Below are 25,958 nucleotides of genomic sequence, written 5' to 3'. Positions count from 1 at the left end.
GCACCGTTCGGGCAGAACCGCGCCCACAGCGCAAAAGCGCCTATTCCGCCGGATCGCCCAGCCGCAGGACCGGGATTTTCGGCGCCTCGACCTCTTCGAAATCGAACTGGTCCAGCCGGTGTGCCCGCTTGCCCGCCTTGTCGGCGCTGATCTTGATTTCCTCGATGTCCCGCGCCGCCTGCCCGAAATGCCGGTCCAGGTTCGCCACCCGTCCCGTCAGACGCTCGACATCGCCATAAAGCAACGCCAGCTCGCGCCGGATCGCCCCCGCCTGTTCCTTCATCCGCGCGTCCTTCAGCACCGCGCGCAGCGTGTTCAGGGTCGCCATGCAGGTGGTGGGCGAGACGATCCAGACCCGCGCCTCGAACCCCTCGCGCACCACCTCGGGAAAGCGCGCGTGCAGTTCTGCATAGACCGCCTCGGAGGGCAGGAACATCAGCGCGCCCTCGGCAGTCTCCCCCTCGATAATATAGCGCGCGGCAATGTCCCGGATGTGCTTGCGCACCGACAGGCGAAAGGCCTGCGCCGCGCGCGCCTGCATCTCTTTGCCCTCGGCCTGCATCAAGGCCTCGTAGCCTTCCAGCGGGAACTTGGCGTCGACCACGATCGGTCCCGGCGGCTGCGGCATGTGGATCAGGCAATCGGCCCGCCGTCCGTTCGACAGCGTGGCCTGCAGGGTAAAGGAATCGGCGGGCAGCGCCTTGCCCACGATCTCGCGCAGCTGGATCTCGCCAAAGGCACCGCGCGTCTGCTTGTTCGATAGAATGTCCTGCAAGGACAGCACGTCACCCGACAGCTTGGTGATATTGGCCTGCGCCTTGTCGATGGCCTGCAAGCGTTCCTGCAATTCGCCCAGGGACCGCGCCGTGCGCCGGGCAGAGCCGTGCAGCGATTCCCCCATGCGCTCCTGCACCTCGGCCAGCCGCCGCTCCATCAGCTCCAGCATCGCGGTCTGGCTGCTGGCCTGCGCCTCTGTAACATGGTGCAGCCCCCCGGCCAGCCGTTCCTGCCCTTCGGACAGGCCCTGCACCCGGTGCGACAGGTGGCTGACGTGCTGCAGCACCGGCGCGCTGGCCCGTGCCGCACGTCCCGCCGCCCGCACTGCCAGCACAAGCAGCAACAGCATCAGCAGGACAACACCGCCGCCGCCCAGCACCACCAGCACCACAGGATCATCAAGACTGTACGCGACGCCGCCGATCTCGATCATGTGCGCCCGAACAGCCGCTCGATATCCGCCAGTTTCAACTCGACGTAGGTGGGCCGCCCGTGGTTGCACTGGCCGGAATGCGGCGTCGCCTCCATCTCGCGCAACAGCGCGTTCATCTCTTCGGCCCGCATCACGCGGCCCGAGCGGACAGAGCCGTGGCAGGCCATGCGCGACAGGATCGCCTCGATCCGCTCCTGCAACAACCCGCTGTCGCCCGTGTCCGACAGTTCGTCAAGGATGTCGCGCACCAGCGCCTCGGCGTTGACCTCGCCCAGGATCGCGGGTGTTTCGCGCACGGCAATCGCCCCGGCGCCAAAGGGCTCGATCCGCAGGCCCATGCGCTCCAGGTCCTCCGCCCGCGCCAGCAGCCGGGCGGCATCGTCCGGCGACAGGTCGACGACCTCGGGGATCAGCAATCCCTGCGCGGGCACACCCTTTTCCGCCATCTGCCGTTTCAGCTTTTCATAGACCAGCCGCTCATGCGCCGCGTGCTGGTCGACGATCACCACGCCGTCCTCGGTCTGGGCGATGATGTAATTCTCATGCACCTGTCCCCGCGCCGCCCCCAGGGGCAGCGAGACCCCGTCCCGGGCCTGCCCCGGGACCTCGCCGTCATTCGGGCCATGAGCGGGGCGGTGGTCCGCACCCCCGTCCCGGACCTGATCCGGGACCTCCCGGGACAGCGGAACAGGCTCCACCACCCGCCCGGAATAGCCGCCATTGAAATCCGCAAACCCCGGCGCCTGGGCGGCGTAGCTCGACTGGCGCGCGCCCATCGAGGGCCGGTCCATCTGGTAGACGCGCGGCCCCGAAGGTTCGGGCCGCATCGCGCCCAGCGTCGCCCCCGCCACCGTGGTCGAGGCCCGGTGCCCCGCCTCGGCCAGCGCGTGCCGCAGGCCCGAGACGATCAGCCCGCGCACCACGCCCGGCTCGCGGAACCGCACCTCGGATTTGGCCGGGTGCACGTTCACGTCCACACGGTGCGGATCGCAGTCCACGAACAGCGCCACCGCCGGGTGCCGGTCCCGCGACAGGAAGTCCTGGTAGGCGCCGCGCAGGGCGCCGATCAGCATCTTGTCCCGCACCGGACGGCCGTTGACGAACAGGAACTGCGCCACGGCAGAGCCGCGCGAATAGGTGGGCAGCGCCGCGTAGCCGGTCAGCCGCACCTCTTCGCGGTCGGCATCGATGGGCAGGGCGTTCTCGATGAACTCCTGCCCCATGATGCGGCCCAATCGCCCGCGCAGCGCATCGAAGAGGTCGCCGGTTTCCGGGTCGACGCGGAATGTCACCCGCTCCTGCCCGCCGCTCACGTCGCGCAGAGTAAAGCCCACCGAGGGTTCCGCCATCGCCAGCCGTTTCACCGTGTCGGAAATGGCCATGACCTCGGCCCGGTCCGAGCGCAGGAATTTCAGCCGCGCGGGCGTGGCATAAAAGAGGTCGCGCAGGGACACCACCGTCCCGGCGTTCAGCGCACAGGGTTTCACCGCCCCCGACACGCCGCCGGCCACGGTGATCTCGGCCCCCTCGGCGCCCTGCGTGCGGCTCTGCACCGTGAGCCGGCCTACCGCCCCAAGCGAGGGCAGCGCCTCACCGCGGAAGCCGAAGGAATGGATGTTCAGCAGGTCGCTGCCGTCGATCTTTGACGTCGCATGACGCGACAGGGCCAGCGGGAGGTCCTCGGGGGTCATGCCGCAGCCGTCGTCGCTCACCCGGATCAGGGTCTTGCCGCCGTCCGCGATGTCGATGCGCACCCTGCGCGCCCCGGCGTCGATGGCGTTCTCGACCAGTTCCTTGACCGCCGAAGCAGGCCGTTCGACCACTTCGCCAGCGGCGATGCGGTTGATGGCGGCCTCGTCCAGCTGTCGGATGAGCGGGCGGATATTGCGGTCCTGCGTATTCATCCCACAAGACTTAGCAGGTCATCCGCGATTCTGAAATGGGGACGGCGCGCATGGTAACGCGAAAACCTGCTCACGAAATACGACATTAGTCGGGTAATAATTGATCGTGTTAGCGCCTTGCTCGTGAAAGATAATTGCTTTAATAAATACGATACACAAACCAAAGGAGGCAGTTGTGCCAGTTCCCCTGATCACCTTCGAAACCATTTCCGCCCTCTATGGCGAGACTTTCGCCAAGACCTTCTTCCGCCCGGTATCGGCGATCAAGAAGGCCGGCTGACCGCTGACGCCCCGGCGGCGGGCCGGGGCCAGACCGATCCGGCACGCCCGGATCCACCGGACGGCGGCACATGCGCCCGCCCTCCAGACCGCCGCTTTGCGGCCCCTTCCCCACAGCCCCTCCTGTTGCAACGCGCTGATATTCGACTATCTGAATGTCGAGGCCGGCGCACAGCGCGCCCGGCAAAGCGGATCGAAATCCAGCCAGACGCCGAGGAGACAGGAAATGAAGACCGAAACCGTGGGCGACGCCAGCTTCGAGACATGGACCGTCGAAGAGGTCGCCAAGGGCATCGCCGACAAGTTGATCGTGGTGATCGACGTCCGCACCCCCCAGGAATACATGTTCGAACATATCGAAGGCGCGTTGCTGATGCCGATGGCCTTCTTCAAGCCCGACGCGCTGCCCGGCCAGTCGGACAAGCGCATCGTCTTTCACTGCGGCTCTGGCGTGCGGTCGGAACGCGTCTCGCGCGCGGCCCTCGACGCCGGCATAAAGACCATCGCGCACATGGAAGGTGGATTTGCCGCCTGGAAGGCCGCGAAACAGCCCTATGTCGGCACCAACATGGCCACCGGCGCCCCGCAGCGCGTTTCCGCCTGACCGGACCCCGCGTGACCTGCGTCAAGGCGCCGGTCACGCAACCCCCTAGACTGGTGTCACGCGATCTACGGAGGATGCCATGATCGAGGTTCAGACCACCGGCCACCCCGGTCTCTACGAGGTGCAGGTTTCCGGCGTCGTGAGCGACACGGACTATGCACAGACGCTTGTCCCCGCGCTCGAGGCCGCCATCGAGGAACACGAAAGGATTCGCGTCCTGGTGATCTTCGGCCCGGATTTCCGGGATTTCACCCTTGGCGCCCTGTTCGACGATGCGCGCATGGGCCTGCGCCACTGGCGCGGCTTCGACCGGCTGGCCGTGGTGACGGACAAACCCTGGATTCGCCGCGCCGTCACCGGCCTGTCGGTGCTGATGCCCTGCCCGGTCCGGGTCTTTCCGTTGGAACAGGCCGAGGACGCCCGGCGCTGGATGTCCGAATCCCTGGGCGCCATTCACCAGGTCGACCTCGGCGACGGCGTGCTGCACATCCAGCTGCGCGGCCAGCTCGACAGCGCGATCTACGCCGCCGAATCCGGCGATCTGGATGCCTTCATCCGCGCCAACGACCGCTTTCGCCTGTTGATCGACGCGCGCGATTTCGACGGATGGCAGGGCCTTGGCGCGCTGTTCGAACACCTCAAGGTGGTGCGCGACCATTACCGCCTGATCGACCGCGCGGCGATTGTCGGCAACGCCGCCTGGCAACGGCTGGGGGAACGGGCGCTGCGCACGCTCAGCGGCGCCGATACCCGCTTCTTTACCGCCGACGAGTTCGAGACGGCAAAGGTCTGGATCAAGGGCTGAGCGGGGACTCCGGCGCCGTCTTGGCAGACCGGCCAACGGACCCAAGCCGCGCAAGGGATTTCGTGCGACCGTCCCGCCGGCCCCGCCGCCCCCGGCCTATTCGGCCGGGACGCCCATGTGCCCTTCGGCCTTGAGCTGCTCCAGCGCCTCGTCCAGGCTCTTGCGCGCCCGTTCGACCAGCGTGTCGATCTCGTCCTTCGAGATCACCAGCGGCGGAGAGATCACCATGCGATCATAGACATGGCGCATGATCAGGTTGTTGGCGAAACAGCGTTCGCGGCAGATCAGCCCGGCGGTGCCCGGTTCGGCAAAGGGCGCACGCGTCACCTTGTCCGGGGTCAGGGCAAGGCTGCCCATCATGCCGACGATCTTGACCTCGCCCACCAGCGGGTGATCCGCCAGGCTTTCGAAGCGCTCCTTCAGATAGGGCCCGGTCTCGTCCCGCACGCGATCGACGATGCCCTCTTCTTCGAGGATGCGCAGGTTTTCCAGCGCCACGGCACAGGCGACCGGATGGCCGGAATAGGTGTAACCGTGGTTGAACTCGGTGTTCTCGATCACCTTGGCCACGTCGTCCGTGACGATAGAGGCGCCGATCGGTTGATACCCCGAGGACAGGCCCTTGGCGACGGTCATGATGTCGGGCTGAATGTCATAGGTCTGGCTGCCGAACCAGTTGCCGGTGCGGCCAAAGCCACAGATCACCTCGTCCACGATCAGCAGGATGCCGTATTTCTTCGCGATGCGCTGGATCTCGGGCCAGTAGGTCTCGGGCGGGACGATGACGCCACCAGCGCCCTGGATCGGTTCGGCGATGAAGGCGGCGACCTTCTCGGGGCCGATTTCCAGGATCGCGGTTTCCAGCGCCTGCGCGCGTTCAAGGCCGAATGCCTCGGGCGTGGCATAGCCGCCTTCGCTCCACCAGTTCGGCTGGTCGATGTGGTGGATGCCCGGGATCGGCATTCCGCCCTGCGCGTGCATCCCCTTCATGCCGCCCAGGCTGCCCGAGCCCACGGAGGACCCGTGGTAGGCATTCCACCGGGAAATCACCACCTGGCGTTCCGGCTGGCCCTTTTCCTGCCAGTAGGTCCGCACCAGCCGCAGGTTGGTGTCGTTCGCCTCCGACCCCGAAGAGGCAAAGAAGACGTGGTTCAGGTCGCCCGGCGCCAGTTCCGCCAGCTTCGCCGCCAGGTTCAGCGCCGGCACATGGGTGGTCTGGAAGAAGGTGTTGTAAAAGGGCAGTTCCAGCATCTGCCGATGCGCTGCATCGGCCAGTTCGCTGCGGCCGTAGCCGATGTTCACGCACCACAGGCCCGCCATCCCGTCCAGGATGCGGTTGCCGTCGCTGTCGGTCAGCCAGCAGCCCTCGGCCCGGGTCACGACCCGCGCACCCTTTTCGGCCAGCCCGGCCCCGTGAGTGAAGGGATGCAGGTGATGCGCGGCGTCCAGCGCCTGCAGTTCGGCGGTGGGCGAATTGGGGGTAAGCAGGGTCATGCGCGGCCTCCGGATAATGGTCGGGCGCAGAATATGATCAAATTTCTGGAAGTCAATCGAATCAGGTTGCGCAAGCCCCGTGTTGCGCGGCCAGTGGCAAGGGTGCCTTTGCGCAGCAAAGGTCACCCGCCACACCCCTCCATGCCAGGCGCAGCCCTCGGCCAGGCAAGGTTAACGATCCCCTGCCGGTTTGTACAAAATGCTGAAATCGCCGTACGTTTTGTACAAAACGTACAGACTGACCGGTTCAGTTTCCAGCACCCGGACAGCGCCTTGCGGGACGGCGGGCGGGGCGATCTGCGCATCGCGCAGGAGCGTCCGGACGGCGCCCCGCTCAGAGGCTTTGCAGGATCATCTCCATCCCCTGCGCCACGTCCTGCTCGATCGCCCGCGCCGCCGCGGCGCCGTCCCGCGCCTCCAGCGCGCGCACCAGGTCCTTGTGGCAATCCGGCAGGTGACGCGTCCCCATCTGGCCGCAGACCACCCGCAGCGACGGTCCGAACCGCAGCCAGAGCGACTCTGTCAGCGCCTTCATCACGGGCGCCTGTGCGGTGTCGTTCAACACGGAATGAAAGGCATGATTCTCGCGCAGGTAGCCTTCTATGTCGCCCCGCAGGATCGCCCGGTCCAGCCGCGCGTCGATCTCCACCAGCCGCGCCACCTCCTCCAGCCCGGCCCGTTCCGCCGCCCGGACCGCCAGCCGAGGCTCCAACGCCAGCCGCGCCTCGGTCAGTTCCTCCAGAGCCGCCGCCCCCAGCACCGGCACCTCGATCCGCCGGTTCCCCAGCGCCTGCAGGGCCCCCTCGGCCGTCAGCCGCCGGATCGCCTCGCGCACCGGCGTCATCCCGGCCCCAAGCCGTTCCACAAGCCCCTGGATCGTTACCGGCTCCCCCGGCGCCAGCGTCCCGAACAGCACCGCCTCGCGCAGATTGCGGTACACCTGTTCATGGGCCGGCACCCCCGCTTGCGTCCGTGCCTCTGCCGCATTTTCCGCCATCGCCGTCCCCCCGGGCCACACCGTTTTCGCCATCCCTTGCGCAGGACAGCAGGCCGTGGAAACATCGCCGAAGTTGCACGACAGCGCAACTTATGATCAAAATTTGGGGACGGGGCGCGAAAGACCCCCGCCACCAACCGGGAGAATAACATGACCAAGACACTTGTGACGATGACGGCGTCCCTTGCGCTGGCGGCCGGGATGGCTGCCGCCGAGGAGGTGCGCGTCTACAACTGGTCTGACTACATCGACGAAAGCCTGCTGGAGAAATTCGAGCAGGACACCGGCTATGAGCTGGTCTACGACGTCTTCGACAGCAACGAGGTCCTGGAGACCAAGATGCTGGCAGGCGGCTCGGGCTATGACGTGGTGGTGCCCACCGGCACCTTCCTGCAGCGCCAGATCATGGCCGGCGCCTTCCAGAAGCTGGACAAGTCCAAGCTGCCCAACATCGACAACATGTGGGACGTGATCGCGGACCGGACGGCCAAGTACGACCCCGGCAACGAATACGCGATCAACTACATGTGGGGCACCACCGGCCTCGGCGTGAACGAGGCCAAGGTCAAGGAAATCCTGGGCGACGACGCGCCCGTTACCTCCTGGGACCTGATCTTCAAGCCCGAGAACGCGGAAAAGCTGGCGGAATGCGGCATCCACATGCTGGACGCCCCGGCAGAGATGATCCCTGCCGCGCTGAACTACATCGGCGAAGATCCCGACAGCCACGATCCGGACGTGATCGCCCGCGCCGAAGAGGTGCTGATGCCGATCCGCCCCTACATCCAGAAATTCCACAGCTCGGAATACATCAACGCGCTGGCCAACGGCGACATCTGCGTGGCGGTGGGCTGGTCGGGCGACGTGCTGCAGGCGCGCGACCGCGCGGCCGAGGCCGACAACGGCGTGGTCATCAGCTACTATGCCCCTGACGAAGGCGCGCAGATGTGGTTCGACCAGATGGCCATTCCGGTCGACGCGCCGAACCCCGAAGGTGCCCATGCCTTCCTGAACTTCATCATGGATGCGCAGAACATGGCGGCGGCGTCGAACTACGTCTACTACGCCAACGGCAACAAGGCTGCGCAGGAATACCTGGCCGAGGACGTGATCGGCGATCCGGCGATCTACCCGGATGCCGCGGCGCTGGACAACACCTTTACCACCACGCCCTTCCCACCGCGCGTGCAACGCACCGTGACGCGCCTGTGGACCAAGATCAAATCGGGCACCTGAGCCCAAATCCGGACCGCGTCCCAAGGGCGCGGTCCGCCTTCTGCGTGGTGACTTATCATGGCCGAATCCGTCTTTGCCCCCTGGAATGATCCAGAGGCAAAACCCCTCATCCAGTTCAAGGGCGTGACCAAGCGTTTCGGCGATTTCACCGCCATCGACGACCTCACCCAGAACATCTACGAACGCGAATTCTTTGCCCTGCTCGGGCCGTCGGGCTGCGGCAAGACCACCCTGATGCGCATGCTGGCCGGGTTCGAGGAACCGACCGAAGGCCAGATCCTGCTGAACGGCGTCGATATCGGCCATGTTCCTCCGAACAAGCGGGCAGTGAACATGATGTTCCAGAGCTACGCCCTGTTCCCGCACCTATCGGTCTACGACAACATCGCCTTTGGCCTGCGCCGCGAGAAAAAGCCCAAGGACGAGATCCACGCGCGGGTGAAGGAAATGCTGCGGCTGACGCGGCTTGACCGTTTTGCCCAACGCAAGCCACACCAGATTTCCGGCGGCCAGCGTCAGCGCGTGGCCCTGGCCCGCAGCCTGGCCAAGGCGCCAAAGCTCCTGCTGCTCGACGAACCGCTGGGCGCGCTCGACAAGAAACTGCGCGAGGAAACGCAGTTCGAGCTGATGGACATCCAGGAAAAGACCGGCACCACCTTCATCATCGTCACCCACGACCAGGAAGAGGCGATGACCGTGGCCAGCCGGGTCGCGGTGATGGACGAGGGCCGCATTGTCCAGGTGGCGACGCCCGACGTGATCTACGAGGCGCCGAATTCGGTCTATGTCGCGGATTTCATCGGTGATGTGAACCTGATCCGCGGCACGGCGCGGGCCCGGCCGACGGACACCCCACCCGAAACGGTGGCCAAGCCGGAACCAGAGCCGAAACCGGCGCCCGCGCCCAGGGAAACGGCCAGCGCCCCCGCGCCCGAACGCGCCGCACCGCAGCCCAACACCCTTGGCCGGGCCTTGCATGACAAGCTGCTCAGCCCAATCTTCGGCAAATGGCTCGAGGATGAGCCGCGCCGCCTGCCGCCGCCTGCCGCCCCCGAGGCGCCAAAGCCCGCCGCCCCCGAGACACCGGCCCCGTCCCCTCAACCACAGGATATTCCGCCCGGCGGGCTGGAAATCGACTGGTCCGAGGGGCAGGCAGCGATCATTGCGGCGAACGGCGATCCCGCGCTTGCCGGCGAAAAGGTCGTCCTGGCGCTGCGCCCCGAAAAGCTGGGCATTGCCAAGACCCGCCCAGAAGCTCCGAACACGCTGAAAGGCAAGGTCATCGACATCGCCTACCTCGGCAATATCTCGACCTATCACGTCGAGATCGAGGGCGGCGTCATGGTCAAGGCACAGGCCGCCAACACGCGCCGCATCGCGCGCCGTGACATCACCTGGGAAGACGAGGTCTGGCTGAGCTTCACCGCCACCGCCGGCGTCATCCTGAAGGACGAATGATGCGCCGCGCCGTCCTGATCGCCGTTCCCTACCTCTGGCTGCTGGCCCTTTTCCTGGTGCCCTTCATCATCGTCCTGAAGATCTCTCTTTCGGACATCGCGCTGGCCCGACCGCCCTACGCGCCGCAGCTGGACCTGAACGAAGGCTGGGCCGGGATACGGGCCTTCTTTGCCGGGCTGGACTTCGAGAATTTCACCTTCCTGACCACCGACGATCTCTACTGGAAGGCCTATCTCAGTTCTGTCCGCATCGCCGCCGTTGCCACGCTCTGCACCCTTCTGGTGGGCTATCCGATTGCCTACGGCATGGCCCGCGCGCCGCATGAATGGCGCCCGACGCTGCTGATGCTGGTGATCCTGCCGTTCTGGACCAGCTTCCTGATCCGGGTCTATTCCTGGATCGGCATCCTGTCGACCGAGGGCGTCTTGAACCAGTTCCTGATGGGCATCGGCCTGATCGGTGAACCGCTGACGATCCTGAACACCAACACCGCCGTCTACATCGGCATCGTCTACACCTACCTGCCCTTCATGATCCTGCCGATCTACTCGGCGCTGGAAAAGATGGACGAAAGCCTGCTGGAGGCGGCAGAGGACCTGGGCTCGTCCCGGCTCGCCGCCTTCTGGCTGGTGACGATCCCACTGTCGCGCAATGGCATCGTGGCAGGCTGTTTCCTGGTCTTCATCCCCTCCATCGGTGAATTCGTGATCCCCTCGCTCTTGGGCGGGTCGGATACGCTGATGATCGGCAAGGTGCTGTGGGAAGAGTTCTTCTCGAACCGCGACTGGCCGGTGGCCAGCGCCGTGGCCGTGGTGCTGCTCTTGATCCTGATCATCCCGATCGTGCTGTTCCAGCGGTCCGAGGAAAAGGCGCGGGAGGCCGGACGATGAGACGTTTCAGCTGGTTCAACGCCACCTCGCTGACCCTGGGTTTTGCCTTTCTCTACCTGCCGATGATCCTGCTGGTGGTCTATTCCTTCAACGAAAGCCGGCTGGTGACGGTCTGGGCCGGCTTCTCGACCAAGTGGTACGGCGAACTGCTGCAGAACGAGGAATTCCTCGACGCTGCCTGGGTCACGCTCAAGGTCGCCTTCTTTTCCTCGACCATCGCCACGGTGCTGGGCACGATGGCGGCCTACGTGATGATCCGCGCGGGCCGCTTTCCGGGGCGGACGCTGTTTTCCGGCATGATCTACGCGCCGCTTGTCATGCCGGAAGTCATCACCGGCCTGTCGCTCTTGCTGCTGTTCATCGGCATCGGGCTGGACCGGGGCGTGCTGACCGTGGTGCTGGCACATACGACCTTTTCCATGTGCTACGTCTCGGTCGTGGTCTCGTCACGGCTCAGCACCTTTGACCAGGCGCTGGAAGAGGCGGCGCTGGACCTTGGCGCCTCGCCCTTCGAGAGCTTTACCCTGATCACCCTGCCGATCATCGCGCCCGCCGTGATCTCGGGCTGGCTGCTGGCCTTTACCCTGTCGCTCGACGACCTGGTGATCGCCAGCTTCACCACCGGGCCGGGTGCCACGACCCTGCCGATCAAGGTCTTCTCCGCCGTCCGGCTGGGGGTCTCGCCTGAAATCAACGCACTCTCCACCCTGCTCATCAGCATCGTGACCGTGGGTGTCATCACCGCCTCGCTGGTGTCGAAACGCGCGGCGGTCCAGCGCCGGCGCGAGGAACAGGCCGCGCAGCGCACCGCGTGAGCCGGCTCTACGAACCGGCGGCCTACGGGCCTCAGGGGGCCTGTTTCTGGGCCGATACGGTCACGCCAGATGACTGGCCGCGGCTTGACGGCGACCTGACGGTCGATGTGGCCGTGATCGGGGGCGGTTTTGCAGGTCTGAACGCCGCCCTGCACCTGGCCGGGCGCGGCACGTCGCTTGCCGTGCTGGAGGCAGAGCACCCCGGTTGGGGGGCCTCCGGGCGCAACGGCGGGTTCTGCTGCCTCGGTGGCAGCAAGGCCCCCGCTGCGCTGCTGAACGGGCGGTTCGGGCAAGGCGCGGCGCAGGACTGGGCCGCGACCGAGAAAGCCGCCGTTTCCCATGTCGAAGCACTGATCGACCGCCACGGCTGGCAGGTCGACCGGCATTCACAGGGCGAAACCCTGCTGGCGCACAAGCCCCGCGCCTACCGCGCGCTCTGCGCGGAGGCCAAGGAGACCGCCGCCACCTATGGCGTGTCGCCAGAAGTGCATACAACAGACGACCTCGCCGCCCGGGGCCTGGGCGGACCGTGGCATGGCGGCATGACCCTGCCCATCGGCTTTGCCCTGAACCCACGCAAGTATCACGCGGCACTGGCCGGCCAAGTAGTGGCAACAGGGGCGCGCCTGTTCGCCCACAGTCCCGTCACCGGGATGGAGCGAGACGGCAACCTTTGGCGCCTGACGACCAATGGCGGCACCGTCACCGCCCAAAACGTGATCCTGGCCACCAATGGTTACAGCCACGAGACCCTGCCTCCCTGGCTGCGCGCCCGCACCCTTCCGCTGCAATCCAATGTCATCGTCACCCGCCCCCTGAGCGCGGCGGAACAGCAGGCGGCGGGCTGGTGGTCGGACCAGATGGCCTATGACACGCGGCTCTTGCTGCACTACTTCCGCAAGATGCCCGACGGGCGGTTCCTGTTCGGGATGCGCGGCGGTCTGCGCGCCACGCCAGGTGCCGAGGCACGGCTGTCGCGCCGCATCCGGGCGGATTTCGCGCGGATCTTCCCGGCCTGGAAGGATGTGGAGATCACGCATGAATGGTCCGGCCTTGTCTGCCTGATGCGCAACCTCGTGCCCTTCGTCGGACCGGTGCCGGATCATCCCGGCCTGTTCGCCGCGCTGGGGTTTCACGGCAACGGGGTCGCGATGGGATCCTATGCCGGGCGACTGGCGGCGGATCAGGTGTTGGGCGACCGCCCCGACGCCCCGAACTGGCTTGCCACGTCGCCGCCGCGCTTTCCCCTTGGTCGTCGGCGCCGGTTGTTGATGGCGCCGGCCTACCTGATGGCAGAGGCTTTCGACCTGTAGCGCCTTGCCGGACCGCGTGCCTCCCTTGGGGCCGGCGCCGCGCCCGGACCGCGCCTCACCCCTGCGGGGTCATGTTGGGGCGGGCCTTGCCACGCTGGATGCCCAGTTGCCGTTCGCGCCAGATGATGATCCCGCCCGCCGCGATCACGATGGCCGAGCCGACCAGCACCATCACCGTGGGCACCTCGTCGAAGAAGACATAGCCAAAGAGGATCGCGAAGAGGATCGAGGCATAGTCGAAGGGCGCCACCACCGCTGCCCCGGCAAAACGATAGGCCGAGGTGATGAAGATCTGCGCCACACCGCCGATCAGCCCCGCCCCCACCAGCATCGCCAGCACATGGGCATCCGGCACGACCCAGCCAAAGGGCAGCGTCAGCAGCGAAAACCCCGTCGCCGTCAGCGAGAAATAGAAGACGATGGCAGAGGTCTCCTCGACCGCGACCATGCGGCGGATCTGGATCTGCGCCAGCGCCCGCATCACCGCCGAGGCCAGCACCAGCGCCACCCCCAGCATGGCCGCATCGTCCACGCTGTCCAACGTCAGCCGGGGCCAGAGCACGATGCAGACCCCGACCAGCCCCAGCACGACCGCCGACAGCCTGAACAGGCGCAACCGCTCGCCCAGCAGCAGAGCGGCCAGCAGCACCGTCAGCATCGGCGCGGCAAAACCCAGCGCCGTCACCTCGGGCAAGGGCAGCAACCCCAGCGCGGCAAAGCCGCAGCCCATCGCCGTCACCCCGATCAGCCCGCGCCAGACGTGCAGAACCGGGTTCTTCGCCTTCAGCCCGGTCTTGAGATCGCCGCGCATGGCCAGCCAGGCCACGATCACCGGCATGGCAAAGAACGAACGGAAAAACACCGCTTCTCCTGTCGGCACATGGGCTGAGCTCGCCTTGATGAGCGAGGCCATGATGGTGAACAGAACGACAGAGGTCAGCTTCAGCGCGATGCCACGCAGCGGGGACATGGGGGCTCCTTCGGGGATGGCGCAACACTGGACCTGCGCGCAGCGAAGGTCAATCGCCCCCTGGAACCCAACGTCAGGTCAACCGGTATCGCGGCAATGTTTGCGGAAGGCGCGTTTCAAAAGATCCAGTTCCGCACGCAACAACGAAACTTCGGCGCGGATGTCTTCTGCTAGCGCCTCACCCGCGACCAGGGTAAAGCTGGCCAGCACGCATTCCTCCCGCGCGTCGCGGATCAGGACGGTGCTGACCCCGTCGCCCAGGGCCTCGACCGGGACGGGCACCTCGACGACCCAGCGGCCCGGCTCGGCGGTGTCGGTCAGGGTGACGCCGTGGATCGGGCGGTCCTCGAAGCTGGCCACGATCTCGGGCACCTGTTCGGCGCCCTGCTGCTGCCGCACCAAGAGCCCCTCCCAAAGGCCATCGCGGAACCGGGTCTTGGTCAGTGTGAACACGCTCATGGCTTGGCCCCTCCGGCAGTCACAGCGCCGCCCTGCGACGGCGGCTGAAGGTCAGGTCGTGCAAGGTGACCTGGTTCATCCGTGGACCTTCAAAGATCAGGTCCAGCCAGATCTTCTCGACCCGTTTCTCGTTCAGGCGTGAATAGGCCAGGTCGAATTCCACCTGCACGGTCTCCGCGTTCAGCGGCAGTTCGCGGACCACCTGTTCGGTATTCGGCCCGTGCTTGACGTTCAGACGGGCAAAGATCTCCAGCGGGCGTTCCATCTCGACGATGGTTTCGATCCGCACCAGGTGCTGTTTCGACAAGGCCTGCGCCGCCGCCTCTGGCAGTTCCACCGCCAGCGACAGATAGGACCCCGAAAAGCCAAAGACATCCAGTTGCAGCCCGTAGGCCGCAAGATCGGCGGCGCGCCGGTTGCGGACCTGGCGCAGCGTGATCTCGGATCGCGGGCAATCGTGGAACAGCCGCGCCTCTTGCCCCAGCTGGGTCTTGCTCTGGACCTCGGCGATGCCCTGCACCGGCAGCGGCCCGCTCCATATCTCGGGGCGCCATGCCCAGTCCGCGTCCCTGGGACGCGGAAAGGACTGGTTGCCGACCTGCGGCAGCGCAAGCCGCGCATCCGCGACATGCAGGACCTCGTCCAGACGCGACCGCAATCGCCGGGCCAGCGCCCTCTGGCGGCGCAATTCGGCCAGGTCCATCCCGGCTGCGGCACGCGCCAGCCGTGTCCAGCGCCGCAGCATGGCGGCATGGCCTGCCCGGCTCAACCAGTCCTGCACTGTCGCCCCCGTGTTCCCTTGCGCCCCTGACCTGTCACGCCGGGGCGCGATGGTCACGGGGAATGGTTTCCGTATCGGAAACTATTCTGGCAAATCCTAACGATTGAATAAACGCCCCAGCATGCCGTTTGCCGGTTTCGGCTGCGCGGCACTGGCCTCCTTGGGGCTGAGACGCGAAATATTGTCCCTGACCCGACCAAGCATGGCCTCGCCCCGGTCGCCCGCCAGCGCGCTGCCGCGCGGGGCGTAAAGCGCAAGCCCGACCAGGCGCCCGCCCTGCAGGAAGGCCGCCCGCCAATAGCGCGGGTCGCTGCCCTCGAACATCGTGTCGCCGCCGCTGGAAAGATGCGCCGTGACGCGGCCCCGCCGCGAATCGCCATCCAGCAGTTCGGACCCCGCCGCCTGCGCCAGCGCCTGCGGCGTGGGCAGGTCCGTGGTATCGCCGCGCGGCCCCACCGTGACGGTGACCAGCACCGGCGCCACCGGACGCCCCGCCTGTCCGCCGCTGAGGATATGGCACGAGGCGATGACCGCGAACCCGCGTTCCGGCCCCGCGCGCTTGGACTCCGGGTCGAGGCAATAGCCATCGGGCCCGGCAACCACCACATCGCCCCCGGCAAGGCTGGCCTTGGCCAGCGGTGCCCGCCGTTGCCCGCCCCCTCCGGCAAAGAAGGCGGCAAGACCCGCGCGCGCCTCGGCGTCGGCGCCATCTGGGTTCGACCCCGGCAGGGTGTTTAGACAACCGGCCAGGAACAGCGCGCCGGCGGCGCACGTCATGAGGCTGCGCGCCGCCACCGGGTCAGAGATCCGCGTAGACGTGTTTCTCGGCGGCGCCGCCGGGATGGGTCACCGCGCCCTTGTAGGTCTCGCCGACAAGTTGCGCGTATTTCCACAGCGAACCGGAGGCGTAAATCGTCTCCCTGGGGCCGGACCAGGCGTCCTTGCGGGCGGCCAGTTCCTCGTCGGTCAGGTCGACGGAGATAGCGCCGTTCACCGCGTCGATGGTGATGACGTCGCCGTCCTGCACCAGCGCGATCGGTCCGCCGTGCGCCGCCTCGGGGCCGACGTGACCGACGCAGAACCCCCGCGTCGCGCCCGAGAACCGGCCATCGGTGATCAGCGCCACCTTCTTGCCCATGCCCTGACCGGACAGTGCCGCCGTGGTGGCCAGCATCTCGCGCATGCCGGGGCCACCTGCCGGACCCTCGTTGCGGATGACGATGACCTCGCCTTCCTTGTAGGCGCGCATCTTGACCGCCTCAAAGGCGTCCTCTTCGCATTCGAACACCCGCGCCGGCCCGGTAAAGACCTGGTCTTCGGCCGCGATGCCCGCGACTTTCACGATGGCGCCCTGCGGGGCAAGGTTGCCCTTCAGGCCCACGACACCGCCGGTCTTGGTGATCGGCGTCTCGATGGGATAGATCACCTTGCCGTCGGCCTCGCGCTCGATCAGGTCCAGTTCTTCGCCGATGGCGCGGCCGCTGGCGGTCATGCAGTCCTCGTGGATCAGGCCCGCCTTGCGCAGCTCCTTCATCACCACCGGGACACCGCCCGCCTCGTACAGGTCCTTGGCGACGTAGTTGCCGCCCGGCTTGAGGTCGACGAAATAGGGCGTGTCACGGAAGATCTCGCAGACATCGTCGAGGTAGAATTCCAGCCCCGCCTCATGCGCGATGGCGGGCAAGTGAAGCCCGGCGTTCGTCGATCCGCCGGTACAGGCGACGACACGCGCCGCGTTCTCCAGCGATTTCCGCGTGACGATGTCGCGCGCGCGGATGTTCTGTTCCAGCAGGTGCATCGCGGCAATGCCCGACGCGGTGCCATAGGCATCGCGGCTTTCATACGGCGCCGGCGCGCCCGAGGAATTCATCAGCGCCAGGCCGATCGCCTCGGAGACGCAGGCCATCGTGTTGGCGGTGAACTGGCCGCCGCAGGCGCCGGCTGAGGGGCAGGCCGCCTTCTCGATGGCGCGCAGCTCCTCGTCGCTGTTGGCACCGGCCTGGTGCTTGCCCACCGCCTCGAAAACATCCTGGACGGTGATGTCCTTGCCCTTGTACCGGCCCGGCATGATCGAGCCACCGTAGATGAAGACGGAGGGCACGTTCAGGCGCACCATCGCCATCATCATCCCCGGCAGCGACTTGTCACAGCCCGCCAGGCCCACGATGGCATCGTAACAATGGCCGCGCATGGTCAGTTCCACCGTGTCGGCAATGGCCTCGCGCGACGCCAGCGAGGCACGCATGCCCTCGTGGCCCATCGCGATGCCGTCGGTCACGGTGATGGTGGTGAACTCGCGCGGGGTGCCGCTGGCTTCCTTGACGCCCAGCTTGACCGCCTGCGCCTGCCGGTTCAGCGCGATGTTGCAGGGCGCGGCCTCGTTCCAGCAGGTTGCCACGCCGACCAGCGGCTGGTGAATCTCTTCCTCGGTCAGCCCCATCGCGTACAGGAACGACCGATGCGGTGCGCGCGCCGGGCCTTCGGTGACATGGCGGCTGGGCAGTTTGGTCTTGTCGAATGGACGCTTGAGCATGGGCTTGGCTCCTCCCGTGGAGTGGGTTTTTCTTGGAATAACCAAGCCCCGAAAGCGGCACAAGCGTCAAGCGCCGCTTGGTATACCAGCGGGGCCTCCGGCGGCAGGCGTCCGGTGGGACGGCGGGCGGGGCGAATTTCAGCTGGCTGAAAGAGCGGCGCCCACCGCCCCGAACCATCCGTCACCCCGAGCCGATCAGGGCCCCGGCGGCAAAAACCAGCGCCCCGCCCAGGACAACCTGGAAGGTGGCGCGCAGGAACGGCGTCTCCATGAACTTGTTCTGGATCCAGGCAATCGCCCAAAGCTCGATGAAAACGACGATCAGGGCGATGGTCGTCGCGGTCCAGAAATGCGGGATCAGGTAGGGCAGCGCATGGCCCAGCCCGCCCACCGTGGTCATCACGCCAGAGGCGATGCCGCGTTTCGTCGGCGACCCGCGCCCCGACAATTCGCCATCGTCCGAAGCAGCCTCGGTAAAGCCCATCGAGATCCCCGCGCCGACAGAGGCGGCCAGCCCGACCAGGAAAGTCGTCCAGGGATCGTGGGTGGCAAAGGCGGTGGCAAAGATCGGCGCAAGGGTCGAGACCGACCCATCCATCAGCCCCGCCAGCCCCGGCTGCACCCAGGTCAGGACGAACTGCCGCTTGGCGCGGTCGTCTTCCTCGTCCCGGGCCTCTCCGCCCAGGTGCTCGGCTTCCAGTTCGTGCGCCCGGTCCTCGTGTTTCGCCTCCATCGCGGCCAGGTCACCCAGCAGCTTGCGGGTGTCCGCGTCCTGCGCGTTCTGCGCCGCCATGTGATAGAACCGCTCCGCCTGGCGCTCCATGCTGGCGGCCTCGTCGCGGATCCGTTCCAGCGACAGGTTTTCGGTCAGCCAGACGGGGCGGCGGGCATAGTATCCCGCCACATGTTCGCGGCGGATCAGCGGGATCACCTCTCCGAACCGGGCGCTGTGCAGGTCGATCAGCGCGCGGCGATGGCCGTCCTCTTCCTGGGCCATACCGTCAAAGACCGCCGCGGTGTCCGGGTAGTCCGCCCGCAGGCGTTCGGCAAAGCTGCGATAGATGCGTGCGTCATCCTCTTCCGAGGAGATCGCAAGTGCCAGCACTTCCTGTTCCGAGAGGTCACGAAAGCGGCGGCGGTTTCCCATGTAAAGCATGTTGGGCCTCTTTTTAGAATTATTCTAAACAGTAGTCAGCATTTGCCCAAGCGCAAGCGCCAAGTCCCGCGGTTGGCCAATCTGCCGCATTCGTTGCCTGCCTCTTGCAAATCATACTAAACCGTATAGTTTAATTAACTGAACCGTTCGGTTCGATTTCCAAGATGGAGCCAGTCATGAAACGCATCCTCCTTGCCCTCGCCGCCGCTGCTGCCCTTGTCACCGGTCCCGCGCTGGCCGACGTCGGCCCGGTCTTCCTGCCCGACCTCACCTTTCCCGCGCCACAGCCGCATCCCGACATGTCCTCGCAGGGTTGCGCGGGGCCGCAGGTCTGCAAGTGACGCCGCGCATTCCTTGCCCAAACTGAACCGAGCAGTCTATAATCAACCCTGCGAAAGAGAGGGGCGCAATGAACACACAACCGGCGGTCCGGAAAGGGCGCAAGTTCGACCAGGTGGTCGATGGCGCGCGCGACATCTTTTTGCGTGACGGCTTCGAAGGCGCCAGCGTCGACGACATCGCGCGCGAGGCGGGCGTCTCCAAGGCGACGCTCTACAGCTATTTCCCCGACAAGCGCCTGCTCTTCATCGAGGTGGCCAGCGCCCAGTGCCGCAACCAGGCCGACCAGGCCCTGCTGACGATGGACCTCACCCGCCCCCCGCGTGAGGTCCTCGCCCGCGCCGGGCGCAAGTTCCTGGGCTTTCTCTATTCCGAGATGGGGCAGCGGATCTTCCGGATCTGCGTCGCCGAATCCGACCGCTTCCCAGAGCTTGGCCGCCAGTTCTACCAGAGCGGGCCGATGATCATGCGCCGCGTGATGACCGACTACCTCACCGCCGCCTGCGAGCGCGGCGAGTTGCAGATCGACGACATGACCCTTGCCTCGGACCAGTTCGCGGAACTCTGCAAGGCGGACCTCTGGCCCAAGATCATATTTGGCATTCAGTCCAGTTTCAGCGATGACGACATCGCACGAGTCGTGGATGGTGCCGTCGAAACCTTCATGGCACGCTACGGAACATGACAAGCGCCCCCGGCGGGCGCGCTGGGAGACACGATGAAGACCGTATCCGAAAACAAATGCTTTGGCGGAACCCAGGGCGTTTACACGCATGCCTCCGACGCCTGCAAATGCGACATGACCTTTGGCCTGTTCCTGCCCGAAGAGGCCGCGCATGTGCCGGTGCCCGTGCTCTGGTATCTCTCCGGGCTGACCTGCACGCATGAAAACGCGATGGTCAAGGCGGGCGCACAGGGCTGGGCCGCCGAACACGGGCTGGCGCTGATCTTTCCCGACACCTCGCCGCGCGGCGACGATGTGGCCGACGACGAGGCCTATGACCTGGGCAAGGGCGCCGGTTTCTACGTCAACGCGACAGAGGCCCCCTGGGCGCCGCATTTCAACATGTGGGACTACGTGGCAGAGGAACTGCCTGCGCTGGTGGGCGAAAATTTCGCGCTCGACATGGGGCGGCAGGCGATCACCGGGCACTCGATGGGCGGGCATGGCGCGCTGACCCTGGCGATGGGCCTGCCGGGCCGTTTCGCCAGCGTCTCGGCTTTTGCGCCGATCACCCATCCCTCCGCCAGCGACTGGGGCCGCAAGCAGCTGGGCGCCTACCTGGGCGCGAATGAGTCGACCTGGGCGGCCCATGATTCCACCCTGCTGATGCGGGACAAGGGCTTTGACGGGCCGGTGCTGATCGACCAGGGCGGCGATGACCAGTTCCTCGATCTGCTCAAACCCGAATGCCTGGCCGAAGCGATGGCCGCCCGCCGCCAGGATGGCGTCTTCCGGATGCAGAAAGGCTATGACCACAGCTATTTCTTCGTCTCGACCTTCATGGAAGACCATGTCGCCTTCCACTCCGAGGCGCTCCATGCGTGACCCCGTCCCGGCCCTGCGCCGGGACCTCCTTCCGGGCGGGGCCTTGCGATGACGCTTTACGTCGACGCCGACGCCTGCCCGGTCAAGGCAGAGGCCGAAACCGTCGCCACCCGGCACAGGCTGGCGATGGTGCTGGTCGCCAACGGCGGGCTGCGCCCCTCGCGCAACCCGCTGGTCAGCCTGCAGATTGTCCCCGACGGCCCCGACGAGGCCGACAAGTGGATCGCCGACCGCGCCGGCCCCGGCGACGTGGTCATCACCAATGACATCCCCCTGGCCGCCAAATGCGTCGAGGCAGGCGCGCAGGTGCTGCGCCCGGACGGCTCTGCGCTGACGCAGGCCAACATCGGCGCGCAACTGGCCATGCGCGACCTGATGAGCGATCTGCGCGCCGCCGATCCCTTTCGGCCGGGCTCGGGCAAGGGGTTTACAAAGGCCGACCGCAGCCGTTTCCTCGACGCATTGGAACGGGCCGTCCGGCAGGCAGGGAAAACAAGGACATGACCATCAAGGCGGTGATCTTCGACATCGGCAACGTGCTGATCGAATGGCAGCCCGAACGCTACTACGACGCACGGATCGGCGAGGACCGGCGCCGCGCCATGTTTGCCCAACTGGACCTTCACGGCATGAACGACGTGATCGACCGCGGCGGCGATTTTCGCGGCACGGTCTACGACTGGGCAGAGAAAACCCCGGAATGGGGCGAGGAAATCCGCCTCTGGCACGACGACTGGCTGGAAATGGCGAAACCCGCCATTCCCCGTTCCGTCCGCGTGATGCGGGCGCTGCGGGCCAAAGGCACGCCGGTCCACGCGCTGACCAATTTCGGCATCGGCACATGGGAAATCGCCACTCCGGCCTATGACTTCCTGAACGAATTCGATCAGGCTTTCGTCAGCGGCCACATGGGCGTCATCAAGCCCGAGCCCGAGATCTACCAACAGGTCGAAACGCAACTTGGCCTGCCCGGTCAGGCGCTGCTCTTTACCGACGACCGCGCCGACAACATCGCCGCCGCCGCCGCGCGCGGCTGGCACACCCATCATTTCACCGGACCCGACGGCTGGGCGCAAAGGCTCGTCGCCGAGGGCCTGCTGACTGAAAGCGAGGCGCAATGACCACCATCATCCCTTTCGACGAAGGCGAGAAAAACCTCGACTGGCTTGGCCTTGCGCGGGCCTTCGATGCGGGCCACCAACTGCCCAAGGCGGAAATCGAGGATGTCTTTCTCTACCGCGGCAAGGACACGCTGCTGAACCGCTCGGCCTGGATCGACGGGCTGGGCATCGCGGTCAAGGCGGCCACGGTCTTTCCCGGCAACCCCGGCAAGGGCAAGCCGATGATCGGCGGCGCGGTGAACCTATTCGACGACGGTGACGGCAGCCTGAGCGCAGTGGTGGATTTCCACCTCGTCACCAAGTGGAAGACTGCCGGCGACAGCCTCTGCGCGGCGCTGAAACTGGCCCGCCCCGACAGCCGCAAGATCCTGATCGTCGGTGCGGGCACGGTGGGCGCATCCCTGCACCAGGCCTATTCCGCCGGTTTCCCCGAGGCCGAGTTCACCGTCTGGAACCGCACCCCCGACAAGGCCCGCGCCTTCGCCGAAGAGCGCGGCATCGCCTGGGCCGAGGATCTTGAACAGGCGGTGGGCGCGGCCGACATCGTCACCTCCGCCACCATGAGCACCAACCCCCTGCTGAAAGGCGACTGGTTCCGCCCCGGCCAGCACATCGACCTGATCGGCGCCTACCGCCCCGACATGCGCGAGGCCGACGACACCGCCATCAAGCGCGCGCGGCTCTTTGTCGACAGCTACGACACCACGCTGGCCCATATCGGAGAGCTCAAGATCCCCTTCACCAACGGGCTGATCACCGGCCATGACATCGTCGCGGATTACTATGCGCCGGAACTCTTCCACCGCCGCAGCGACGAAGAAATCACCCTGTTCAAGAACGGTGGCGGCGCGCATCTCGACCTGATGTGCGCGCGCTACATCCTCGACGCCTGGCAAGCGGCATGACCCTGCTCGGCGGCGCGCTGGCGCTTGCCGCGCTCGGCGCCGCCACCCTGCCCGCTTGGCGCGAAACCCGCCGCCAAAGAACCCCCGACCTGCAGATCAGCGCCCCCGGGCAATTCGCCGAACTGTCCCAGGGGCGCACCCATTACCAGTGGTCCGGCCCCGAGGACGCTCCGGTCGTCGTCTGCGTCCACGGGTTGACCACCCCTTCCTTCGTCTGGCGCGGGTTGATCCCGCACCTGACCGCCGCCGGGGCGCAGGTGCTCAGCTACGATCTCTACGGGCGCGGCTTTTCCGACGCGCCGCGCGGCCGCCAGACCGGCGCCTTCTTCACCCGGCAACTGTCCGACCTGCTGGAGCATGAGGGGATCGACACGCCCGTGACCCTTATGGGCTACTCGATGGGCGGCGCCATCGTCACCTGCTTTGCCGCCGCGCATCCGGACCGCGTGCACCGGCTGGCCCTCGTGGCGCCCGCCGGCATGGGCCACGATCTCGGGCCGATCGCCCGCTTCACCACCGGCGTGCCCATCCTGGGTGACTGGCTCTTCCACATGGGCTATCCCCGCCAGTTGCGTGCGGGCATCGAGGCAGAGCGCGCCCTGCCCTCTTCGGTTCAGGGAATCGCGGACCTGCAACTGGCCCAGCTCGACCGGCGCGGCTTCCTGCGTTCGGTGTTGTCCTCGCTGCGCGGCGTTCTGCGCGCGCCCCTGCAAGAGGAACACCGGAAAATCGCCGGCGCCGGGATACCCGTCACGGCGGTCTGGGGCCGCGAGGACAAGGTGATCCCGCTCAGCGCCCTGGACACGCTGACCCAGTGGAACCGCACCGCCCGGCAAGAGGTCATCGACGGCGCCGGCCACGGCCTCACCTATACCCACACGGATCAACTCGCCCGCGCGCTCGACCTCTGACCACCCGGCGTTTCTTTGGGCCGAAAATACCTCCGGGGGAGGCTCGCAGAGCCGGGGGGCAGCGCCCCCCTTGTCCTCAGGCCGTCACAGGCACTGGCAACGCCCGGTTTTCCCGGATCGGCAGGTGCACCAGCGCGCTCAGCGCACCGACGCCCACGCCGATCCACCAGACCATCGTGTAATCCCCGGTCGCGTCATACAGCCGCCCGCCCAGCCAGACCCCCAGGAACCCGCCGACCTGGTGGCTGAAGAAGACGACGCCATACAGCGTGCCCATGTAGCGCAGCCCGTAAAGATGCGCGACCAGGCCAGAGGTCAGCGGTACCGTCGCCAGCCAGAGCGAGCCCATCACCGCCGAAAAGACCAGCACGCTGCCCGGGGTGATCGGCATCAGGATAAAGGCCGCGGCGACCACCGTGCGCGCGGTATAGATCAGCGCCAGCAGGTACTTGCGCGGAAAGAGATTTCCCAGCCAGCCCGCCGTCAGCGTCCCGGCGATGTTGAACAGCCCGATCAGCGCGATCGAGGCCGCCCCCAGCGCAGAGGTCGTCGTCACCCCCAGCGAATGCAGCGTGCCGCCCACGGCGATCGGCCCGCACATCTCCGTCACCAGCGCCGGGAAATGCGCCGTGATGAAGGCCAGCTGGTAGCCGCAGGAAAAGAACCCGATGAAGATCAGCGAGAAAGAGGGATCGCGGAACGCCCGGCGCAGAATCACGCCCATGCTTTCCTCGATCTCGGTTTTCGAGGCCGCCGGCGCCCGCATCAGGGGCAGGGTCAGCAGCACCGCCAGGATCGCGCCGGCGAAGACGAAAAACACCATCTGCCAGGCCATCAGCCCCAGCAGCGCCTCGGCCACCGGCGCGCCAACCACCTGTCCGGCGCTGCCCGCCGCCGTGGCAATCGCCAGCGACATCGACCGGTTCTCGGCGCTGGACGCCCGGCCAACCACCGCCAGGATCACGCCGAAGCCGGTGCCCGCGATGCCGAAGCCCACCAGCACCTCCAGCGCCTGCAGCGAAAACGGATCGTTCGACAGGCCCGACAGCACCAGACCGATGGCATACATCACCGCGCCCAGGATGATCGCCACCCGGTCGCCCAACCGCTCGGCAAAGGCGCCGAACAGCGGCTGGCCGATGCCCCAGGCCAGGTTCTGGATCGCGATGGCCAGGCTGAACTCGGCCCGGGCCCAGCCGAATTCCTCGGCGATAGGGATCTGGAAGACCCCGAAACTGGCCCGGACGGCAAAGCTGACAAGGATGATGATGCAGCCGACGATCAGGACCGGGGTGAAAAGCGGGGCACGGGACGACATGATGAAACCTCCGGAACACGGGCGCCGAGAAGTCGCCCGTTCGACGCCCGGCGTCAAACTCGAATGCGTGATGGTTCGGTTCAGAATTCCTTATGCGTCGCCGCGCCAGCCGGTCAGCCGCGCGCCGCCGGTCAGGTGATCGACAAGGTCGCTGGCCCGCACCTCCGGGTCCTCGGTCTCTGCGATCCGTGCCAGTGCCCGGTCACGCAGGGCGGCGGGCGTCTCCTCGAAGGAAATGCCCACCTCGCCCTCGCCTTCGCAGAGCGCTGGCAGGCCCAGGACCGGGCGCAGGTCCTGCACCTGCGATCCGGTGAGATCCAGCACCGCCAGCTCCGGCAGCCCCTTCAGCGGCGACAGGTCCGTCACCCCGGTGCGCCGGATCGACAGCTGGCGCAGCCCTCGGCACCGCGCAAGGGGCGTCAGGTCGGTGACGGCGGTGCCGTCCAGCCACAGTTCTTGCAACCGCCCTAGGCCCGCCAGGGGCGACAGCTCCACGACCTCCGTTCCCTCCAGGAACAGGTTGCGCAGGTGGGTCATGCCCGACAGCGGCGACAGGTCCGTGACCGGCGTGCCCCGCAGGTCCAGCTTCTCCATCCGGGTCAGGCGGGCCAGCGGCGCCAGGTCGGTGATCCGCGTGCCCTCCAGGTCCAGCCAGGTGATCCAGTCCAGCCGACCCAGCCAGTCGGGCAGCTCTGCCAGGAACCAGGGGTTCGAGAGGTTGAGAAAGGACAGGCCGTCGCGGCGGTTCATCTTGACGTGCTGCAGCACCTCGCGCAGCTCATCCGCCAGCCGTTCCTCGTCCTCCATCCGCGTCCCCCCTGCCTGTCACCGCCACCGAGCGACCCTGCCACGCCGCCCTGTCCCCCCGCAAGCTGCACGGCGCCTCTACACAAGGCCCCGCGCATTGGCTA

The 25,958-nt window shown here is 66.7% G+C and carries 26 protein-coding genes; 14 read left to right on the top strand and 12 right to left on the bottom strand.

The genetic code is table 11. The annotated features are described in order from the left end of the window. Positions 1-40: 40 nt before the first annotated feature. Together G9Q80_RS05980 and mutL are read right to left on the bottom strand one after the other, a co-directional pair. Positions 41-1,210, bottom strand: a complete 1,170-nt coding sequence (locus tag G9Q80_RS05980) for a DNA recombination protein RmuC (protein WP_088716769.1) — start codon at positions 1,208-1,210, stop codon at positions 41-43. Then, positions 1,207-3,114, bottom strand: coding sequence for a DNA mismatch repair endonuclease MutL (mutL, locus tag G9Q80_RS05975; protein WP_069210405.1), 1,908 nt, complete (start codon positions 3,112-3,114; stop codon positions 1,207-1,209). The genes G9Q80_RS05980 and mutL overlap by 4 nt, the downstream gene beginning before the upstream one ends. Before the next feature lie 505 nt (positions 3,115-3,619). Here mutL and G9Q80_RS05970 point away from each other — a divergent pair. Beyond that, positions 3,620-3,997, top strand: a complete 378-nt coding sequence (locus G9Q80_RS05970) for a rhodanese-like domain-containing protein (protein ID WP_088716770.1) — start codon at positions 3,620-3,622, stop codon at positions 3,995-3,997. A gap of 79 nt (positions 3,998-4,076) precedes the next feature. After that, on the top strand, positions 4,077-4,802 hold the full coding sequence (locus tag G9Q80_RS05965; RefSeq protein ID WP_043145990.1) for a SpoIIAA family protein: 726 nt from the start codon (positions 4,077-4,079) through the stop codon (positions 4,800-4,802). A 96-nt stretch (positions 4,803-4,898) separates the two neighbouring features. Here the strand turns inward: G9Q80_RS05965 and G9Q80_RS05960 are convergent, their stop codons facing one another. Next, positions 4,899-6,296 (bottom strand): aspartate aminotransferase family protein, encoded by a 1,398-nt coding sequence (locus tag G9Q80_RS05960; RefSeq protein ID WP_043145992.1) that lies wholly within the window; start codon positions 6,294-6,296, stop codon positions 4,899-4,901. A 334-nt stretch (positions 6,297-6,630) separates the two neighbouring features. Continuing rightward, positions 6,631-7,293: a GntR family transcriptional regulator gene (locus G9Q80_RS05955; RefSeq protein ID WP_088716771.1), complete on the bottom strand. Its 663-nt coding sequence runs from the start codon at positions 7,291-7,293 to the stop codon at positions 6,631-6,633. A 150-nt stretch (positions 7,294-7,443) separates the two neighbouring features. Here G9Q80_RS05955 and G9Q80_RS05950 point away from each other — a divergent pair, with 150 nt between their 5' ends. From G9Q80_RS05950 to G9Q80_RS05930, 5 genes are read left to right on the top strand one after another with little or no spacing between them, the layout of a single operon-like run. Next, entirely contained in the window at positions 7,444-8,529 is a 1,086-nt protein-coding gene (locus G9Q80_RS05950; protein WP_043145998.1) for a polyamine ABC transporter substrate-binding protein, read from the top strand. 57 nt (positions 8,530-8,586) lie between these two features. Next, a complete protein-coding gene (locus G9Q80_RS05945; protein ID WP_088716772.1) occupies positions 8,587-9,987 on the top strand; it encodes an ABC transporter ATP-binding protein in 1,401 nt (466 codons plus the stop codon). Continuing rightward, on the top strand, positions 9,987-10,877 hold the full coding sequence (locus G9Q80_RS05940) for an ABC transporter permease subunit (protein ID WP_043146003.1): 891 nt from the start codon (positions 9,987-9,989) through the stop codon (positions 10,875-10,877). Before G9Q80_RS05945 ends, G9Q80_RS05940 begins: the two co-directional genes overlap by 1 nt. Beyond that, complete coding sequence (locus G9Q80_RS05935) at positions 10,874-11,692, top strand: ABC transporter permease (RefSeq protein WP_043146005.1); 819 nt, start codon at positions 10,874-10,876, stop codon at positions 11,690-11,692. The genes G9Q80_RS05940 and G9Q80_RS05935 overlap by 4 nt, the downstream gene beginning before the upstream one ends. After that, on the top strand, positions 11,689-13,005 hold the full coding sequence (locus G9Q80_RS05930) for an NAD(P)/FAD-dependent oxidoreductase (RefSeq protein ID WP_088716773.1): 1,317 nt from the start codon (positions 11,689-11,691) through the stop codon (positions 13,003-13,005). Before G9Q80_RS05935 ends, G9Q80_RS05930 begins: the two co-directional genes overlap by 4 nt. A gap of 55 nt (positions 13,006-13,060) precedes the next feature. Here G9Q80_RS05930 and G9Q80_RS05925 read toward each other — a convergent pair whose 3' ends face one another. The 6 genes from G9Q80_RS05925 to mbfA all read right to left on the bottom strand — a co-directional run bounded on the left by G9Q80_RS05925 (position 13,061) and on the right by mbfA (position 18,904). Continuing rightward, positions 13,061-13,975 (bottom strand): DMT family transporter, encoded by a 915-nt coding sequence (locus tag G9Q80_RS05925; RefSeq protein WP_052244822.1) that lies wholly within the window; start codon positions 13,973-13,975, stop codon positions 13,061-13,063. A gap of 78 nt (positions 13,976-14,053) precedes the next feature. Next, positions 14,054-14,434 carry a hypothetical protein gene (locus tag G9Q80_RS05920; protein ID WP_088716774.1) on the bottom strand — a complete coding sequence of 127 codons (381 nt, stop codon included), beginning with the start codon at positions 14,432-14,434 and terminating at the stop codon, positions 14,054-14,056. A gap of 19 nt (positions 14,435-14,453) precedes the next feature. Further along, complete coding sequence (locus G9Q80_RS05915; RefSeq protein ID WP_269799322.1) at positions 14,454-15,215, bottom strand: DUF6478 family protein; 762 nt, start codon at positions 15,213-15,215, stop codon at positions 14,454-14,456. Between the two features lie 96 nt (positions 15,216-15,311). Continuing rightward, positions 15,312-15,992: a dihydroxy-acid dehydratase gene (locus G9Q80_RS05910; RefSeq protein ID WP_232788320.1), complete on the bottom strand. Its 681-nt coding sequence runs from the start codon at positions 15,990-15,992 to the stop codon at positions 15,312-15,314. 22 nt (positions 15,993-16,014) lie between these two features. Then, positions 16,015-17,748, bottom strand: coding sequence for a dihydroxy-acid dehydratase (gene ilvD, locus G9Q80_RS05905; protein ID WP_088716776.1), 1,734 nt, complete (start codon positions 17,746-17,748; stop codon positions 16,015-16,017). A 181-nt stretch (positions 17,749-17,929) separates the two neighbouring features. After that, on the bottom strand, positions 17,930-18,904 hold the full coding sequence (gene mbfA / locus G9Q80_RS05900) for an iron exporter MbfA (protein WP_043146017.1): 975 nt from the start codon (positions 18,902-18,904) through the stop codon (positions 17,930-17,932). A 176-nt stretch (positions 18,905-19,080) separates the two neighbouring features. Between mbfA and G9Q80_RS05895 the strand changes: the two genes are divergently transcribed. From G9Q80_RS05895 to G9Q80_RS05865, 7 genes are all read left to right on the top strand, one after another. Further along, positions 19,081-19,245: a hypothetical protein gene (locus G9Q80_RS05895; RefSeq protein ID WP_157903885.1), complete on the top strand. Its 165-nt coding sequence runs from the start codon at positions 19,081-19,083 to the stop codon at positions 19,243-19,245. 68 nt (positions 19,246-19,313) lie between these two features. Next, entirely contained in the window at positions 19,314-19,928 is a 615-nt protein-coding gene (locus G9Q80_RS05890; protein ID WP_088716777.1) for a TetR/AcrR family transcriptional regulator, read from the top strand. A gap of 33 nt (positions 19,929-19,961) precedes the next feature. After that, positions 19,962-20,792, top strand: coding sequence for an S-formylglutathione hydrolase (fghA, locus tag G9Q80_RS05885; RefSeq protein WP_088716778.1), 831 nt, complete (start codon positions 19,962-19,964; stop codon positions 20,790-20,792). Between the two features lie 48 nt (positions 20,793-20,840). Continuing rightward, complete coding sequence (locus G9Q80_RS05880; RefSeq protein ID WP_088716779.1) at positions 20,841-21,296, top strand: YaiI/YqxD family protein; 456 nt, start codon at positions 20,841-20,843, stop codon at positions 21,294-21,296. Next, positions 21,293-21,913: an HAD family hydrolase gene (locus tag G9Q80_RS05875; RefSeq protein ID WP_043146026.1), complete on the top strand. Its 621-nt coding sequence runs from the start codon at positions 21,293-21,295 to the stop codon at positions 21,911-21,913. The genes G9Q80_RS05880 and G9Q80_RS05875 overlap by 4 nt, the downstream gene beginning before the upstream one ends. After that, on the top strand, positions 21,910-22,818 hold the full coding sequence (locus tag G9Q80_RS05870) for an ornithine cyclodeaminase family protein (RefSeq protein WP_088716780.1): 909 nt from the start codon (positions 21,910-21,912) through the stop codon (positions 22,816-22,818). Before G9Q80_RS05875 ends, G9Q80_RS05870 begins: the two co-directional genes overlap by 4 nt. Continuing rightward, positions 22,815-23,729 (top strand): alpha/beta fold hydrolase, encoded by a 915-nt coding sequence (locus tag G9Q80_RS05865; RefSeq protein WP_088716781.1) that lies wholly within the window; start codon positions 22,815-22,817, stop codon positions 23,727-23,729. Before G9Q80_RS05870 ends, G9Q80_RS05865 begins: the two co-directional genes overlap by 4 nt. 76 nt (positions 23,730-23,805) lie before the next feature. Here G9Q80_RS05865 and G9Q80_RS05860 read toward each other — a convergent pair whose 3' ends face one another. Continuing rightward, positions 23,806-25,047, bottom strand: a complete 1,242-nt coding sequence (locus tag G9Q80_RS05860) for an MFS transporter (protein WP_043146031.1) — start codon at positions 25,045-25,047, stop codon at positions 23,806-23,808. Between the two features lie 90 nt (positions 25,048-25,137). Next, positions 25,138-25,854, bottom strand: coding sequence for a leucine-rich repeat domain-containing protein (locus G9Q80_RS05855; RefSeq protein ID WP_069210742.1), 717 nt, complete (start codon positions 25,852-25,854; stop codon positions 25,138-25,140). Positions 25,855-25,958: the final 104 nt, after the last annotated feature.

It is taken from the genome of Mameliella sp. LZ-28 (assembly GCF_012274245.1).
GTDB classification, from domain to species: domain Bacteria; phylum Pseudomonadota; class Alphaproteobacteria; order Rhodobacterales; family Rhodobacteraceae; genus Antarctobacter; species Antarctobacter albus.
The sequence above is the reverse complement of the archived record's forward strand: the minus strand, read 5'-3'. Positions and strand labels throughout refer to the sequence as shown.